This window comes from Tabrizicola soli, assembly GCF_015999335.1.
Taxonomy (GTDB): Bacteria; Pseudomonadota; Alphaproteobacteria; order Rhodobacterales; family Rhodobacteraceae; genus Tabrizicola; species Tabrizicola soli.
In genome coordinates, this window is sequence record NZ_JAEACP010000002.1 from 209,479 (window position 1) to 224,255 (window position 14,777).

Here is a 14,777-nt window from a genome sequence, read left to right on the forward strand (position 1 = left end):
CACGATCAATGCTATAGACATTTGTCGGTATCCCTGCATTCTATCCCGGACGCCCAGGGAAGGAGACGACCGCATGTCCGGGCCGGACGACCGCAAGACCCCTGCCGGGCAGACCGCCTGCGGAGGACGCGCATGATCCGCCTCTTCCGCCGTCCCGGGGGCGGGGCCAGATCCTATGCCGCGCTTGGGCTTTTTGCCGCCGCCTACCTGGCCGCGCTGGCTCTTGTGCTGGCGCCGGGCGTGATCCGGCTGGCCGGCGCGCTGATAGCTCCGTGACTCCGGCTTGACCCGGCCCCCGGACGGCCCTGCAATGGGACCATCCACCGCGAATCAGTGATGTTGCCGAACGAGCCCCTGATCCCCAAAGGCGCCGCCTATTTCCCGGCCCCCGACCCCGGGCCGACGCGGAACTATGCCTTCCTCCTCGTGCCGGGCTTCACCCTTCTCGCCTTCGTCTCGGCGGTGGAGCCGCTGCGCATCGCCAACCAGCTGTCGCAAAAGCCGCTCTACCGCTGGCGCCTTCTGTCCGAGACCGGCGAGATGGTCGCCAGCTCCTCGGGGATCCCGGTCGGCGTCGACGGCCGGATCGAGCCGCTGGACAAGACGACCCGGCTGATCGTCTGCGCCGGCAATCCACAGATGGCCGCCGCCAGCCCGGCGATCGTGGCGGCGGTGCAGCGGCACCACCGTTTCGGCGGCATCGTCGGCGGGGTCTGCACCGGCGCGATCGCGCTGGCCAGGGCCGGGCTGCTGGACGGGCGGCGCTTCACCCTGCACTGGGAGAACCAGCCCGGCTTCGTCGAGACCTTCCCCCGCCTCGCCCCCAGCCCCGCCCGGTTCGAGGTCGACGGCCCGCTCCTGACCTGCGGCGGCGGCGCGGCCGCGACCGACATGATGCTGTCGATCATCGCCGAGGATCACGGCAGCGCCTTCGCCGCCATGGTCTCCGAGATGTGCCTGCGCACCGTGATGCCGGGGGTGAACGCCGAGCAGCGCAGCTCGACCGCGGCGCTGATGTCCTCGCGCAATCCGGTGCTGGTGGCGACGATCACGCTGATGAACCGCCATCTCGACCAGCCGCTCTCGATGGAGGAACTGGCCGCCGCCGCCGGCTATTCCCGCCGCCATCTCGAACGGCTGTTCCGCGATGCGGTCGGCAAGTCCCCGGCCGATTTCTACCGCGGCCTGCGGCTGGACCTGGGGCGCAACCTGCTCAGCACGACCGAGATGACCCTGCTCGAGGTCTCGCTCGCCTGCGGCTTCGCCACGGTGTCGCATTTCTCGAAAAGCTTCCGCGCCCGCTTCGGCACCGCGCCCACCCGGCTTGCCCAGGGAATGCGCCCGAGCAGCAGCGCCGCCCCGGCCAGGGCCGCGCCCCGCCCCCTCCGCTGATCCTTCGGATTGTTGCCATTTCCGCCGCCGTGGCGCCGGGAAACACCGAATCGGCGGAAATCCGTCACCCGCTTTTTCCGGCTTTGTCGTCGGCTCAAGCTCGGGTTATCAGTTTTCGTACCCCTTTTCGCGGCAAGGTTGCGGGTCCGTCAGGCATGATCCTCCGGAAGAAACGCCACTCGGCCCAAGATTGTGCACGGAAAGGCCATAATTCCCGTCCAGGTTAGGGCGGGCTCGCAGGCTTGGCAGAAGATCGGGCAGTGATCCGGCCTTGCCCAGTGATGTGTCAACATTCAATTCGGGCCTCGGGCCCGGGTCAGGATAGCTATGGCCTTGCAGTCCCTGAATGCCTTTCTCGTCGCCCTGCGGATGATGGAAAGTGGCGGCGACTATCAGGCGGTCAACACCCTGAACTTCCTTGGCGCCTATCAGTTCGGCGAGGCGGCGCTGATCGACCTCGGCTATGTCCGGCGCGATGGCGATCCCTACGACAACAACTATGCCGGCGGCTGGACCGGCAAGCACGGCGTCGATTCGGCCAAGGAATTCCTCGCCAGCCGCACCGTGCAGGACCGCGCGGCCGAGGCCTGGGTCAAGCTGATGTGGCACTATATCGAGGCCGAGAACCTTGACCGCCACGCCTGGACCGAGGTCGGCGGCAGGGAACTCGCGCCCAGCGGGATGCTGGCGGCCAGTCATCTTCTGGGCACCTACGCGCTGGAAGAATACATCCGCACCGACGGCCGTGCCGATCTGCGCGACCCCTACGGGATGCCGATCTCGAACTACATCGCCCGGATGGCCGACGTCGACGTGCCCTTCGGCCCGAAGGAACCGCGCAAGACGCTGTCGACCTCGGGGCGCAACGACTCCTGACCTCTCAGCGGCCGCCCGGCCTGACCTCGCTCTTTGCGGGTTCCAGCCGGCCGCCGCCGTTCGCCGCCATCAGCCGGGTGCCCATGCGCTCGATCTTGTACCAGCCGGTCGGGTGGCCGGTCGCGGCCCGGAACAGCCCGCGGATCGCCGTCAGATACAGCAGCTGGCGATAGCCGAAGCGCAGGATCGGGATCAGCATCAGGGTCTTCAACTCGAACCGCCGCTCGAACCAGAAGGCGGTCAGCGTGCGCAGCACCTCGATTCCCGTCATCACGAAATAGCTGGCGAACAGCAGCGTCGGCAGGGTCGAGCCGGGAAAGGCCTCGCGCAGGAAGAACATGTAATAGGCCGAGGTCAGCGCCGTGATCAGCAGGATGTCGTCCAGCATCGCGAACATCAGCGAGACCGGCCCGAACCAGATCGAATCGACCAGAGCGAAGCCCACCGGCATCCCCGAGGTCAGCACGCCCCGGTGCTTCCAGCTGACCTGCAGCATCCCCAGCTGCCAGCGCAGCCGCTGCCGCATGAAGGCCCGCACCCTGACCGGAGCCTCGGTGATCGAGCGCGCGCGCTCCTCGAACCGCACGCGATAGCCCGCGCGGTGCACCGCCACCGTCAGGTCGGCATCCTCGGTGATCGTCTCGCCCGAGAAGCTGCCCCCCTCGCGCACCGCCTTTAGCCGCCAGGCCCCCGCCGCGCCGGGCACCACCAGGATGCCGTCGAAGAACTCCTGCGCGCGGCGCAGGACGTTCTGGGTGACCATGTATTCCTGGTGCTGGAAGTCGCTCAGGATGTTCTGCCGGTTCCCGACCTCGACCAGCCCGGCCACCGCCCCCACCGTTTCGTCCCTGAAGGGTTGCACCAGCCAGCGGACCGTGTCGGGCAGGAAGATGGAATCGGCGTCCGCCACCACCAGGATCGGCGTCTCGATCTCGGACAGCGCGAAATTCGCCGCATGCCACTTGCCCGCGTTCTCCTCCTGCAAGAGCCGGACCTGCGGATGCTTCTCCACCAGGCCGCGTACCACCTCGGCGGTGCGGTCGGTCGAGCCGTCGTCCACCACGATGACCCGAAGGTCGGGATAGTCCGAGCGCAGGACGGATTCGAGGCAGGCCGCGATGACCTTTTCCTCGTTGAAGGCGGGGATCACCACGGTGACGGGCGGGGCGAAGCCGGGGTCGATCTTCCCATGCGGATGCCGCAGCAGCGACAGGGCGATATAGGCCAGCGAGAACACGGCCGAGACCACCAGCATCACGAAGAACAAGACCGTCACGCTGTTCAGGAAGAAGTCGGCCACCCGGAAGGCAAGCCAGTCGCCAAGGCTGGTCGGGGGGGCCTCGGCCGCAGGCGCCGGCTCCTGGGTCATGGTGGCCAGCCCCGGCGACAGGAAGCGGAAACCGTCCTTCGCCAGGCGCGTCAGCAGGTCGGGCAGCACCGTGATCGCGCCCTTGCCCGGCACCCGAAGGTCCAGCGTGATCACCTGGGTCAGATCCGGCTCGCCCTCGCGCAGGATGCGGTCGGCGAATTCGTCGGGGTCGATCGGGCCGAACGGGCTGTCGAAGCTTGACCGCACCGGAATGAGACCGCGCTCCAGCAGCCCGGATTCGGCCAGGAAGGCATCCTCGCTGAACGACGGCGGCCCCGCCCCCGGCCGCAGCAGGACCAGCCGCGCGGGCTTTTGCAGCAGCGCGTTCAGATACAGCTGCTCGAAGTTCAGCATCATCCGGGTCGTGACCTCGGACTCGGCCCGTCCCGGCAGCGGCGGCAGCATCCGCAGGCCCAGCACATGCCCCGCGGCGGCCAGCTTGCGGGCCGACCCGTCATGTTGCAGCACGCTGGCCAGATCGGCGAAGAAGGCGGCCTTGACCCCGTGGCGCAGCAGCGTCGCGATCACGGTATCGGCGTCCTCCTCCTCGGGCAGGCCGTCGAAGGCCAGCATCAGCCCGCCCTGCACCTCCAGCCCGCGCCGCTCGACCTGCCAGGGCAGCGGCAGGGGATCGTAGCGTTGCCCGACGATCTTCTCGCCCGCCCCGTCCAGAAGGACAAAGCGCCGCCCGGTCCGCGCCGGAGTGATGGCCGCGATCGCCGGCCCCCCGGCCTCGGTCAGCACCTGCCGCGAGAGGTCCACCTTCTCCTCCAGCAGGATCTGCGCCAGCCGGCCTTGGGCATCGGCCTGCAGGATCCGCCAGATCGCCGGGTCCTCATAGCCAAGCGGCCAGACCGCGACCGCCTGCCCGGGGTCCAGCACCGCCAGCTGGTTGTGCATCGAGGCCGCATCCATGAGCCACAGGTCGTTGACCTGCCGCTCGGCATCCAGAAAGCGCAGGCGCGAGGCCCCGGCCCCGGCATCCATCACCGGCATCGCCCCGGAACGGTCGGCATGCGACAGGGCCTCGGCATAGCCCAGCCGCTCGGGCCAGCCCTGCCCTTGCCAGGACCGGGCAAAGGTGCCCAGCGCGACCACCAGCTTTTCCGCCGGGATCAGCGCGCGCACCTCGGTCACGGCGGTCTCGAACCAGTCCTGCGGCGCGGGAGAGGCCAGGGGCGAGCTGTCGCTGCGAAAGCCCAGCACAACGGCCCGCTCCAGAAGCTTGACCAGCTCGGGATCGCGCCAGAACCTCGCCTCGGGCGCCGCGATCAGGCACAGGCCAAGCGGCCGTCCCGCCTGCGTGGCCATGACGTATTTCAGCCGCGACAGCGCCCGGCGCAGCAGGACCGGGTCCAGCTGCGGGTGCTCCTCCAGGTTGATGCAAAGCTCCGGCCGCGCCTCGCGGGACAGAAGCTCGGCCAGCTCGGACGCCAGCCGTTCCAGCGCCGGGCCGGGCGAGATCAGCGCGGCCAGTTCATCGGTGCGGGTGCTCGCCGTGATCCGCGCCACCGGCAGGATTCCCTCCCCCGGCAGGTCCAGCTCCTCGGCCAGCTCGTCCAGCGCCAGGTTGCCGTTTTCCCACAGCGGCACCACGGTTCCGTTGGGCGCGCCCAGAAGGAAGGCGTCGGCCATGACCCGGTCCAGCTGGCCGCAGCGGGCGCGCATGCCGGTAAGAGCCGTGCTGTCGGCCGCGGGCAGATAACCCAGCACCTCCCGCTTGCGCCCCTCGGCCCGCCGGTCGCAGGGCGAGGCCGAATTGCCCTGCAGGGTGACCAGCGCATCCAGAGGCCGGGCCGCATGTTCGCTCGCCTCGAAGTCGGGGGACCGGGGCAAGGGCGGATCGACCAGCAACCTCTGGCCCAGGTTCCAAAGCCATATGCAACCCAGGATTGCAAGAACGATCAGAAGAAAGACAACGACCCTGCCGCGAACCCCGCTCCGGTCTTCAAAGACATGATCCGGCTCTTTTTCAGAAGCCTTGTCCAAGCAGCGCACTCTCTAATCGGGGCAAATCGACCCAGACCAAAGGATAGCTGCATTACCCATCTGGCGCAAACCATGCCGCCAAATGGCGCAGGCTCAGCGCAAGGCGTGCCCAATCGCCGCAAGGATCACGCCATTGGTGTTCAGATCGGTGTAATCTGGCATCGCCTGCATGGTGCCGGTGAAGACCCCGACCGAGAATCCCAGCCCCTCGATTCTCGCCTTGTCGCGCATGATGGCCAGAAGGGCGTCGCAATAGGGATGGCTGCGCAGCGCCGCCCAGAGGTAGGCCGATTTCGCGCTCAGAAGCTCGGCCCGGTCGCGGAACTCCTCGGTGTCGTGCTCCGGCGCCTCGCCCAGCGCGCGCACCACCCAGGCGGCCGGCCCCAGCTGCCCGACCCGCAGCCCCTGGTAGGAAAACCAGGGCGCAAAGTTCAGCGGCGCTTCCGAGGCGCATTTCATCCGGCCGGTCGTCTCGAACCAGTCCAGCTGCGCGTCGAACAGGACTTCGGCGATCAGCTCGGCCTTCGGCTCGGGGCCCTGTTCGATCAGGTCCAGAAGCACCGGCTCCACGCCGACCGGGGCGATCGCCGCCACATCGTAAAGCACCCCGATCTGCCGGTCGGCGGCACTTCCCGTCCCCGGACCGGCCAGCGGCGAGACCATCCCGAAGCCCCAGGGCGCCAGCCCGCGCTGGATATAGGCCGTGCAATGCGAGGCGGTGGTGTCGATCCAGCGGCCCAGCACATGGCTGTGGGGCCGCCCCCCCGGCAGCGCCGCCGCCAGATCCCAGCCCGCCAGCACCGAGACCGCCCGCTCCCGCTCCAGAAGCCCGGCCGTCACCGTCGCGTCCAGCGCCACCGCAAAGCGGCCCGCATCGCAGATGTCGAAACCGGGCGTGACCACCGCCCTGTCGTCGGTGCGGAACATCGCGGGCGGCAGGGGGTGGCCGTCGACCTGCGCCAGGGGCAGGTTGTCGACCAGAAGCGCGACGCGGGCGCGGGCCTCGTCCGCGTCGATCAGCGCCAGCTGGCGCGCGACGCGGATCCCGTGCAGCTGGCTTGCCAGGTCCCACATCGTCGCCTCGCGGTTGACGATGCGGGTCCGCCCCTGCTGCACCGTCCCGGCGCAAAGCCCGGTCTCCGGATCGGTGAACCGCTCGATGAAGCGCCAGGCCAGCCGCGCATCCGCCATCAGCCGGGCGCGCTCCCCGGCGTCGGGGCTGCGCGCCAGTACCGGATCCGTCAGCCGCCGCCGCCGCAGCGACCAGAGCCGCTCCAGCACCGGCTCGGCGGCGACCAGATGGCTGGCCAGGCCGGGCAGCGTGTGGAAGAAGGCCTGCCGCGATTGGGCCGCCTGCAGGAACCGCTGCACCATCCCGGCGCGCAGCACGGGTTGCAGCACATGCTCGGGCCGGATCACGATGACATGGTCCTCCAGCGCCGAGAGCCGCAGCACGGCATCGGGCCCGGCGGGACCCAGCTCGCGCAGCGTCAGGCGCAGGCGGCCGTCCGCGCCGATCCCCTGGCGCGGCCAGACCGCGGGCTCGGCCGAAAGGTGCAGCGTGATCGCGCCCTCGTCCGGCCGCGCGCCATCCTCGATGCATTGCGGCAGCGGCGGGCTGGTGTCGGTGGCAGAGGTGGCGCAGAAATGCACCGTGCCGGGCAGCTCGCCGAACTCCTCCGCCCGGCCCGCCAGCGTCAGCGGCACGCCCGCGCCCGCCAGCTCGCGCACGAAGGCCAGCGCCGCCTCGCGCTCCTCCTGGATAAAGCCGGTCTCGACCAGAAGCGCCACGTCCAGCGTCAGGCCGGTGCCCGCGTAAAGCCGGCGCCGGGCCGGGCTGGCCATGTCGATCCGGCCCTCGCGCAGGCCCTCGGACAAAAGCGCCGCGATCCCCGCCGCGCTTTCGGCCAAGGCCTTCGCCGCGCCCCCCGCCAGCGACAGCGCCAGAAGGACATCGCCGCCCCCGGCCAGCGCGGCCCCGATCCGCGCCTCCAGCCCCGGCGCATCCAGCCGGGTCCAGATCCCGCCGGTCGCCACCAGCTCGCCCCGTCCGGCGACGCCGGGGGTGAAGGGCCCGTCGCCCGCGCGCAGATGCACCCGGAATCCCGCCCCGCGAAAGGCGGTGTGGTCGATATCCGCGACATCGCCCCGGTCGACCAGCGTCACCACCGGAAAGCTGTGGTCCGCGGCCGGCCCCTCGGCGAAGGCGCGCACCACCGCATCGCGCAACGCGCCCGCGCGGCGCAGCTGGTAGTAGCGTTCGTTCCGCCCGGTCATCCCGATCGGCAGCGCCAGGTCGAACAGCCCCGGCTCCTGCCGCGCCAGCCGCGCGAGAAGGTCGCACAGCGGCGCGTGGCCGACCCCCGGCGCGGTGAGCCCGGCCAGGTCCGCCACGCAGGTCAGCGGCAGGCCCGCCGCAAGGAAGGTCGTCGCGATCCGCTCCACCAGGCCCGGATCCATCCCCGGCCCGATCCCGTCCAGCAAGAGCGAGACCCGCGCGACCCCGCCCTGCGCCCGCGCCGCACCGCCGAGCAGCGGCAGAAGGGCCGCGCCGCCCTGCAGCAGCCGGCGGCGGGTCAGGCGGATCATTGCCCCGCCTCCAGCTCGGACAGGGCGGCGCGGACGGTCCGCACCTCGATCAGCCCGCGCGCGTCCAGGAAGGCGGCGCAGGAAAAGATCCCGTCCACCATCTCCGCCGACACCTCGTATTCGCCCGGCTCTCCCGGCGTGATCCCATGGAACAGCAGCACCAGCCAGGTTCCGTCCCGCGCGCTGGCCACCATCTCGCCGCAGACCTCGGCCGCGGTCATCGTGTTCACCACCTCCAGCCGCCCGATGTAGCGCGGGTCGATGGCGTCGCGCGGGTTGCGCCCGCCATGGCCCTGCCAGGACAGATGCGCCCGGAAATGCGCCATGACCACGTCCAGCGTCGCATCCGAGAAGGAACCGAAGGGCGAGGAGAAGGAGACCGGCGCCACCCCGGTCCGCTCGGTGATATCGGCGGCCGAGCCCTCGACCTCGGCCGCCATGGCCGCAGGCTCCATCTCCGTCAGCCGGGTATGGCTTCGCGCGTGCGAGCCGATCTCCCATCCCGCCGCCTGGAACTCGCGCACCTCGTCCCAGGTCATCGTCCAGTCCTCGGGCGCCCTGGTGTCGCCGATCAGCCCGGTCGGCACGAACAGCGTTCCCACCAGCCCATGGTCCCGCGCCAGGCGCAGCCCGTGCTCGTATTGCGCCCGCGAGGCATCGTCGAAGGTGATCGTGACCAGCCCCGGCCGCGTCCCGGCCCCGGCCGGAAGGCAAAGGCCCAGCAGCAGGGCGGCAAGGACGGCAATCCTCATGGCGCAACCTCCATGACCACGCTCCGGCTCAGGCGGCTCTCGGCCGGGCCCGAGGTCTCGCTCACCCGCCCGTCGGCGCGGATCACCCCGACATAGGGCTCGCGGAACCCGATCGCCGGGGCCTCGACCAAGGGCGATCCCGCGAACAGCGGCGCGATCGCCACCCCCTCGCAAAAGGCGCTGTCATGCACCACCACCGCAAGCGCCGCCCTGCGCGCCAGTCCCTCGGCCAGAGCCCGGTGGAACGGCGCCGGATCGGGCAGGCCGCCGCCGTCCAGCTGCGCGCAGCCGTCGAACCGGGCCAGAAGCCTCGGGGCCTCGCCCAGCTCGACCAGGTTCACCCCACGCGCGAGGTCCAGCTTGCCCCCGGCCGACCGCAGGCCCGACGCCCCCGAGACATAGCCCGAGGACTCCACCTCATACCGCAGCATCGGCGCCGGTTTCAGCACATCGGTAAAGACCTCGGCCGCCCCGGCCTCCAGCACCGCCTCCAGCTCGGCCCGGCTGTTGACCGTATGCACCCAGGTCAGCACCCCCGTCGCCGCGCGCGCCCGCAGGGCAAGGCCCGCCTCCAGCCGCTCGGGCGGCATCACCAGGCCCGGCAGGTCCATCCTCGCCAGCCAGCCCAGCACCGCGTCTGTGTCGCCATCATACCGATACAGCGTCCAGATCACGTCGTCATATCCCATATCGCGCACCCTGGCCCAGTCCTCGGGCTGATAGACCTGCGGGATGAGGCGGTCCAGGAGGTCCGGATAGGTCCCGGCGATCGCGTCATAGGCGTCCAGCGCGCCCGCCTTCAGGTCCAGCACGACCCGCACCCCCTCATGGCCGCGCAACCAGTCGGCCAGGCTCGCCAGGGTGCAGGGATGATAGGGGGCGGCCTTCGCCCGCGCCTCGAACTCGACAAGCGGCAACGGTCCCCCGGGCAGCGCGCCATCCTGCGCCAGAAAGCCCGCGTCCCAGTCGTGCAGGCAGACCAGCCGTTCGTCCGAGGTCCAGGCCAGGTCGATCTCGATCAGCCCGAAATCCCCGCCATTCGCCTCCAGCGCCTCCTGCGAGTTGGTGTAGTCCATCCCGTTCCAGCGCCCCCCCGCATGGGCGATGCGCGGCAGGGCCTCCAGCACGCGCTGGCGGTCGCTCCGGGGGGCGCGCAGGATGTCGCGCAGATGCAGGCCCAGCGCCGTCTGCCGCGCGCCGGTGAATTCCTCGACCCGCCCGTCGCCCGCGATCAGCGCGACATAGGGCTCCTCGTACCACAGGTCGCGCCACTTGCTCAGCCCGGTGCCCGCGAACAGCGGCTCCAGCCCCGGCTCGACCTCGTAGCAGATCACGCTGTCATGCGCGACGATGACGAAACCGGCATAGTCCCTGCCATGCGCCTCGATCGCGGCCTGGAACCCGCCCTCCAGCGGTACCTCGTCCACCTGCCGCCCGCCATAGCCGCAGGTATCGACATGGCCCAGCTTCACCGGATCGCTGTCCCGGTTCAGGCCCAGCAGCGTGAGGCCCCGGATCAGCGCCACCTTCGCGCCGGTCTCGGGGTTCATCACCCAGGAATTCCCGGTCAGATACCCGGCCGAGCGGATCGCGACCTCGCCGCCCAGCCCGTTGGGCGGCGTATAGTCGATCACCTTCTCGGCGGCGAACTGCCGCCGCGCGGCAAGGTCCTGCTTCAGCTCGTCGCGAAAGGGCGCCGCATCCGGCGCGAAAGCCTCCACCACCACCTCGGGCGCGACCGGCACCCCGTCCTCCACCGCGATCTGGCGCAATCCGGGGCTGTCCAGGCTGCCCGCCAGCAGGCAGGTCTCCGCCCCCGCGGGCGCCGGGGTCGCCGCCAGGACCGAGGTGCGGGCGCAGCGGTCCAGCCAGGCGAACCGCTGGTCCCCCGGGAACCCCGCCACCAGCTCCGGCAGGGTGATGTCGGCGCTCAGGTCGAAATCCACCGCCGTCACCGCCAGCGCCTCGTTCAGCTGGAAGAGGACCGGCACCTTCAGCCGCCGGCCGCCCAGCACCGCCTCGCCCGCGGCGGCATCCAGCACCAGCCCCTCGGCGATCTGCGGAAAGGCCCACATCGCGGCGAGATAGCCCCGCCCCGCCTCGATCAGCCCGTCCACCCGGTCGCCCGGCCCCGGCCCGTCGGCCAGCAGGTCGCGCCCGAAGCCCAGCGCCGGGGTCGGCGCGCCCATGAGGCCCAGCACGGTCGGCCCGGTATCCAGCGTGGTGCCCGGCTTGTCCACCAGCCGGGGCGCCAGGCCGGGCGCGAACAGCATCAGCAGATTGCGCCGCTCGCCCGCCTCCAGCGCCTCGCGCGCCAGGTTCGGCATCGCCATATGGTCCGAGGCGACGACCAAGAGCGTGTCCTTGAAGGCCGGGCTCGCCCGCACATGCCGGATGAACCCCGCCGCCAGCCGGTCGGCGCAATGGACGGCGTTCAGGAACTCGTTCCTGCCGTCGCCATAGGGCCTGTCCGCGCAAGAGGCCGAGGCGAAACCGAAGGGATGATGCGTGTCCAGCGTCAGAATCACCAGGCCGAACGGCCCCTCCCCCGCCGCCAGCGCATCGAAGCGGTCGGTCGCCAGGGCATAAAGGCTGTCGTCGAACAGGCCCCATTCGTTGACATAGGCCGGATCGGGCAGCAGCGGCTGCAACTGGGTCTTGCCCTCGACCAGGCCGAAGCCGTGGCTGTCGTAGAAGGTTCCCTTGCCGGCAAAGCCCAGGTCCGCCCCGCCAAGATAGGACAGCCCATACCCCTGCGCCTGCAGCAGGTCGCCCAGGCAGGTCGCGCCCGGCAGGAACTCGTCGAACCCCGCGCCCGAGCCGATCAGCGGCATCCCGCACTGGCTGGCCACCATGCCCGCGATGGTCCAGCCCGCCTCCTCGACCTCGCCCAGGTCGGTGAAGCTGACCGCCTCACGCTCCAACGCCTTCAGCTCCGGCATCAGGCCGGGAAAGCGGGCCTCGTCGAAATAGCTGCGCTCGACCGATTCCAGATACAGGAACACCAGGTTGCGCCTCGCCCCCGGAAAGGCCAGCCGCCCGACCGGGACAAAGCCCTCGGGCGGCGGCCCGGCGCTGGCCATGGCGCCGTGCCGCGCGCTTTCCTCCAGCCGCACCAGGTCGCCCACCGCCGGATGCAGCCAGAAGGCCAGCGCCAGCAGCGCCGTCCCGGCCAGCCCGCGCGCGCGCCCGAACCGCGGCGCGGCCGGGGCGCGGACCAGCCGCCAGACCAGCCCCGCCGCCAGCAGGCATCCCGCCACCGCCGCCACCGCCGCGGCGATCAGCCCGTGGAAGGCCCCGAACCCCGCCGCCTCCAGCCCCGTCCGCAGATGATAGACCACCGAGGCGTCGATCCCCGAGCCGGTCAGCCGGTCCGCGACCAGCCAGGCCACCGACAGCAAGAGGCAAGCCAGCACCCCCGCCACCGCCAGCGCCACCCCTGCGCGAGAGGCCAGCGCCCGCCACCAGACCGCCACCGCCGCGGCGGCAAGGCCCAGGCTAATCCACATGGGCGCCCCCGAAGGCAACGGAACGATAGCGGCCTGCACTCATTTCGGCGTGTGGGGGACCACCTCCAGCGCATCGCGGGCGGTCATCAGCCGGACGACGCCCTCGTCGCGCAGCCGGGCGGCGCAGTCCAGCACGCCCTCGAACTGCGCAACCGAATTCTCGTATTCATAGGTCGGCACATCCACCACCCGGTGCCAGATATAGACCAGCCAGTACCCCTCGCGGCCCGCCCGTTCCATCTCGGCGCAGATCTCGTCAACCGACTTCTGGTTCGACACATGCTCGCGGTTGATGTGGTAATGGTCGGTCCGGTCGAACAGGTTGATCCCCTCGTTGCCCCAGCCGCGGAAATGCGCCTTGTAATAGACACGCACCCTTTGCAGCACCCGTTCGTCGTAATCCCCGTTGGGCGAGGCGAAGGTCACCGGGAAGATGCCCGTCCCCAGATAGATCTGCGCCGCCGGGACGCCCAGCTCCATCTCCAGCACGTCGTCGCTGGCCTGGCTCAGCATGTAGGCATGGGTATAGCCATGCGCGCCGAACTCCCAGCCATGGCCCGCCAGGCCGCGCGCATCCTCCCAGGTCATGTCCCCCGGCGCGCCGGTGATCGGCTGGCTCTGGCCGAACAGCGTGCCGGGGATCCCGCGCTCGAAGAACTCGGGCATCTGGTTCCGGAAGAACTGCGACGTGACGTTGTCCACCGTGAAGGTGACGATCCCGACCTCGGCCCCCGCCGGAGCGGCGAGGAGCGCGACCGCGAGGCCGAAAGCCCGGGACAGACCGGAAAGCCAAGGTCCGGGCCCGACTTCGGTGCGGGAAACCTCGCGCATGGATACTCCCGGTGACGAATGCGACTCTGGCCCCGACAAAGGCCACGCCGCGACTCTAGCCGCGAGCGCGGCTTTGGAAAACGGGAACTTGTTGCCCTGACGCGGGATTTTCCAAGGCGCGGCCTTGCGCCGCACCCCACTCCGGCCGGATCGCGGCCCCTTCTCTCCGGATCGGCCGCGAAGGCCAGGATCGACGGCGCGAACGGCCCGCCGGTCCCGGCCGGGATCTTCGCCGGCCGCCCCTAGGCCGCCGCCTTCAGCGCACCCGCGCGCGCCGAGCGGTAGTACTCCTGCGCCGCCGCCACGCCCGAGCCCAGCCGGATCTCCAGCCCCAGGTCCGCCATGCACATCTCGGCCGTCGCCAGGCCCGAGAGCATCATCACGTCGGTCAGGCTGCCCAGGTGGCCGATGCGGAACACCTTGCCCGCCACCTCGCCCAGCCCGGTGCCGAAGGCCACGCCATAGCGTTCCGCCGCATGGGCGACGATGGAGGTCGCGTCAAAGCCCTCGGGCGTGCGGATCGCGCTGACCGTGTCGGAATAAAGCGACGGATCCGCCGCACACAGCTGCAGCCCCCAGGCCTGCACCGCCCGGCGCACGCCCTCGGCGATGCGGTGGTGGCGGGCAAAGACCGCCTCCAGCCCTTCCTCCAGCAGAAGGCCGCTGGAATATTTCAGCCCGTTCATCAGCCCGACTGCCGGCGTATAGGGATAGGCATTGGCGGCATAGCCCCGGCCCATGTCCGCGATGTCGAAGAAGGTCCGCGGCAGCCTGGCCGTGCGCGAAGCCGCCACCGCCCGCTCCGAGAAACCGACGATCGCCAGCCCTGCCGGCAGCATGAAGCCCTTCTGGCTCCCCGTCACCGCGACATCGACGCCCCAGTCGTCAAAGCGGAAGTCCATCGACCCGATCGACGACACGCCATCGACGAACAGCATCGCCGGATGCCCCGCCGCATCCATCGCCCGCCGGATCGCCCCGATGTCCGAGCGCACGCCGGTCGCGGTCTCGTTGTGGGTGGCCAGCACCGCCTTGATCTTGTGCTCCTTGTCGGCGGTCAGGATCTCCTCGTAGCGCGCGGCCGGGATGCCCTCGCCCCAGGGGGTCTCGACCACATGCATCCCAAGCCCGTGGCGCTGGCACATGTCGATCCAGCGGTGGCTGAACATCCCGTTGCGCGCCGCCAGCACCGTGTCGCCGGGCGACAGCGTGTTGCTCAGCGCCGTCTCCCAGCCGCCGGTCCCGGTCGAGGGGAAGATGAAGATCCGCGCGCTGTCCGATTTCATCACCTTGCGCACATTCTCCAGGCAGGGCTGCAGGATCGTGCCGAACAGGGGCGAGCGGTGGTCGATCGTCGGCATGTCGCAGGCCTTGCGGACGTCCTCGGGCATGTTGGTCGGGCCGGGGATGAAGACGGGGTTCTGGAAGCTCATGGCGGATCTCCTCTGTTCGCTGCACCCAGCCTAGCCG

General features: G+C 70.4%; 9 protein-coding genes. 3 read left to right on the forward strand and 6 right to left on the reverse strand.

All coding sequences use genetic code 11. The annotated features are described in order from the left end of the window. Positions 1 to 132: 132 nt before the first annotated feature. The 3 genes from I7S92_RS02980 (at position 133) to I7S92_RS02990 (ending at position 2,268) form a co-directional block, all read left to right on the forward strand. The gene (locus tag I7S92_RS02980) at positions 133 to 276 is read left to right on the forward strand and encodes a hypothetical protein (protein ID WP_197641982.1); all 144 of its coding nucleotides are present in this window, start codon (positions 133 to 135) and stop codon (positions 274 to 276) included. 60 nt (positions 277 to 336) lie between these two features. Then, complete coding sequence (locus I7S92_RS02985) at positions 337 to 1,392, forward strand: GlxA family transcriptional regulator (protein WP_197641983.1); 1,056 nt, start codon at positions 337 to 339, stop codon at positions 1,390 to 1,392. A 327-nt stretch (positions 1,393 to 1,719) separates the two neighbouring features. Further along, positions 1,720 to 2,268, forward strand: coding sequence for a hypothetical protein (locus I7S92_RS02990; RefSeq protein ID WP_197641984.1), 549 nt, complete (start codon positions 1,720 to 1,722; stop codon positions 2,266 to 2,268). Between the two features lie 4 nt (positions 2,269 to 2,272). Here I7S92_RS02990 and I7S92_RS02995 read toward each other — a convergent pair whose 3' ends face one another. The 6 genes from I7S92_RS02995 to bhcA form a co-directional block, all read right to left on the reverse strand. Further along, on the reverse strand, positions 2,273 to 5,473 hold the full coding sequence (locus I7S92_RS02995) for a trifunctional glycoside hydrolase family 18/polysaccharide deacetylase/glycosyltransferase family 2 protein (RefSeq protein WP_197641985.1): 3,201 nt from the start codon (positions 5,471 to 5,473) through the stop codon (positions 2,273 to 2,275). A gap of 246 nt (positions 5,474 to 5,719) precedes the next feature. Continuing rightward, positions 5,720 to 8,215 (reverse strand): DUF3131 domain-containing protein, encoded by a 2,496-nt coding sequence (locus I7S92_RS03000; protein ID WP_197641986.1) that lies wholly within the window; start codon positions 8,213 to 8,215, stop codon positions 5,720 to 5,722. Beyond that, a complete protein-coding gene (locus I7S92_RS03005) occupies positions 8,212 to 8,967 on the reverse strand; it encodes a polysaccharide deacetylase family protein (RefSeq protein WP_197641987.1) in 756 nt (251 codons plus the stop codon). Before I7S92_RS03005 ends, I7S92_RS03000 begins: the two co-directional genes overlap by 4 nt. Then, a complete protein-coding gene (locus I7S92_RS03010; protein WP_197641988.1) occupies positions 8,964 to 12,476 on the reverse strand; it encodes a sulfatase-like hydrolase/transferase in 3,513 nt (1,170 codons plus the stop codon). Before I7S92_RS03010 ends, I7S92_RS03005 begins: the two co-directional genes overlap by 4 nt. A gap of 39 nt (positions 12,477 to 12,515) precedes the next feature. Continuing rightward, the gene (locus I7S92_RS03015; RefSeq protein ID WP_197641989.1) at positions 12,516 to 13,307 is read right to left on the reverse strand and encodes a polysaccharide deacetylase family protein; all 792 of its coding nucleotides are present in this window, start codon (positions 13,305 to 13,307) and stop codon (positions 12,516 to 12,518) included. A 242-nt stretch (positions 13,308 to 13,549) separates the two neighbouring features. Continuing rightward, entirely contained in the window at positions 13,550 to 14,740 is a 1,191-nt protein-coding gene (gene bhcA, locus I7S92_RS03020) for an L-aspartate--glyoxylate aminotransferase BhcA (RefSeq protein ID WP_197641990.1), read from the reverse strand. Positions 14,741 to 14,777: the final 37 nt, after the last annotated feature.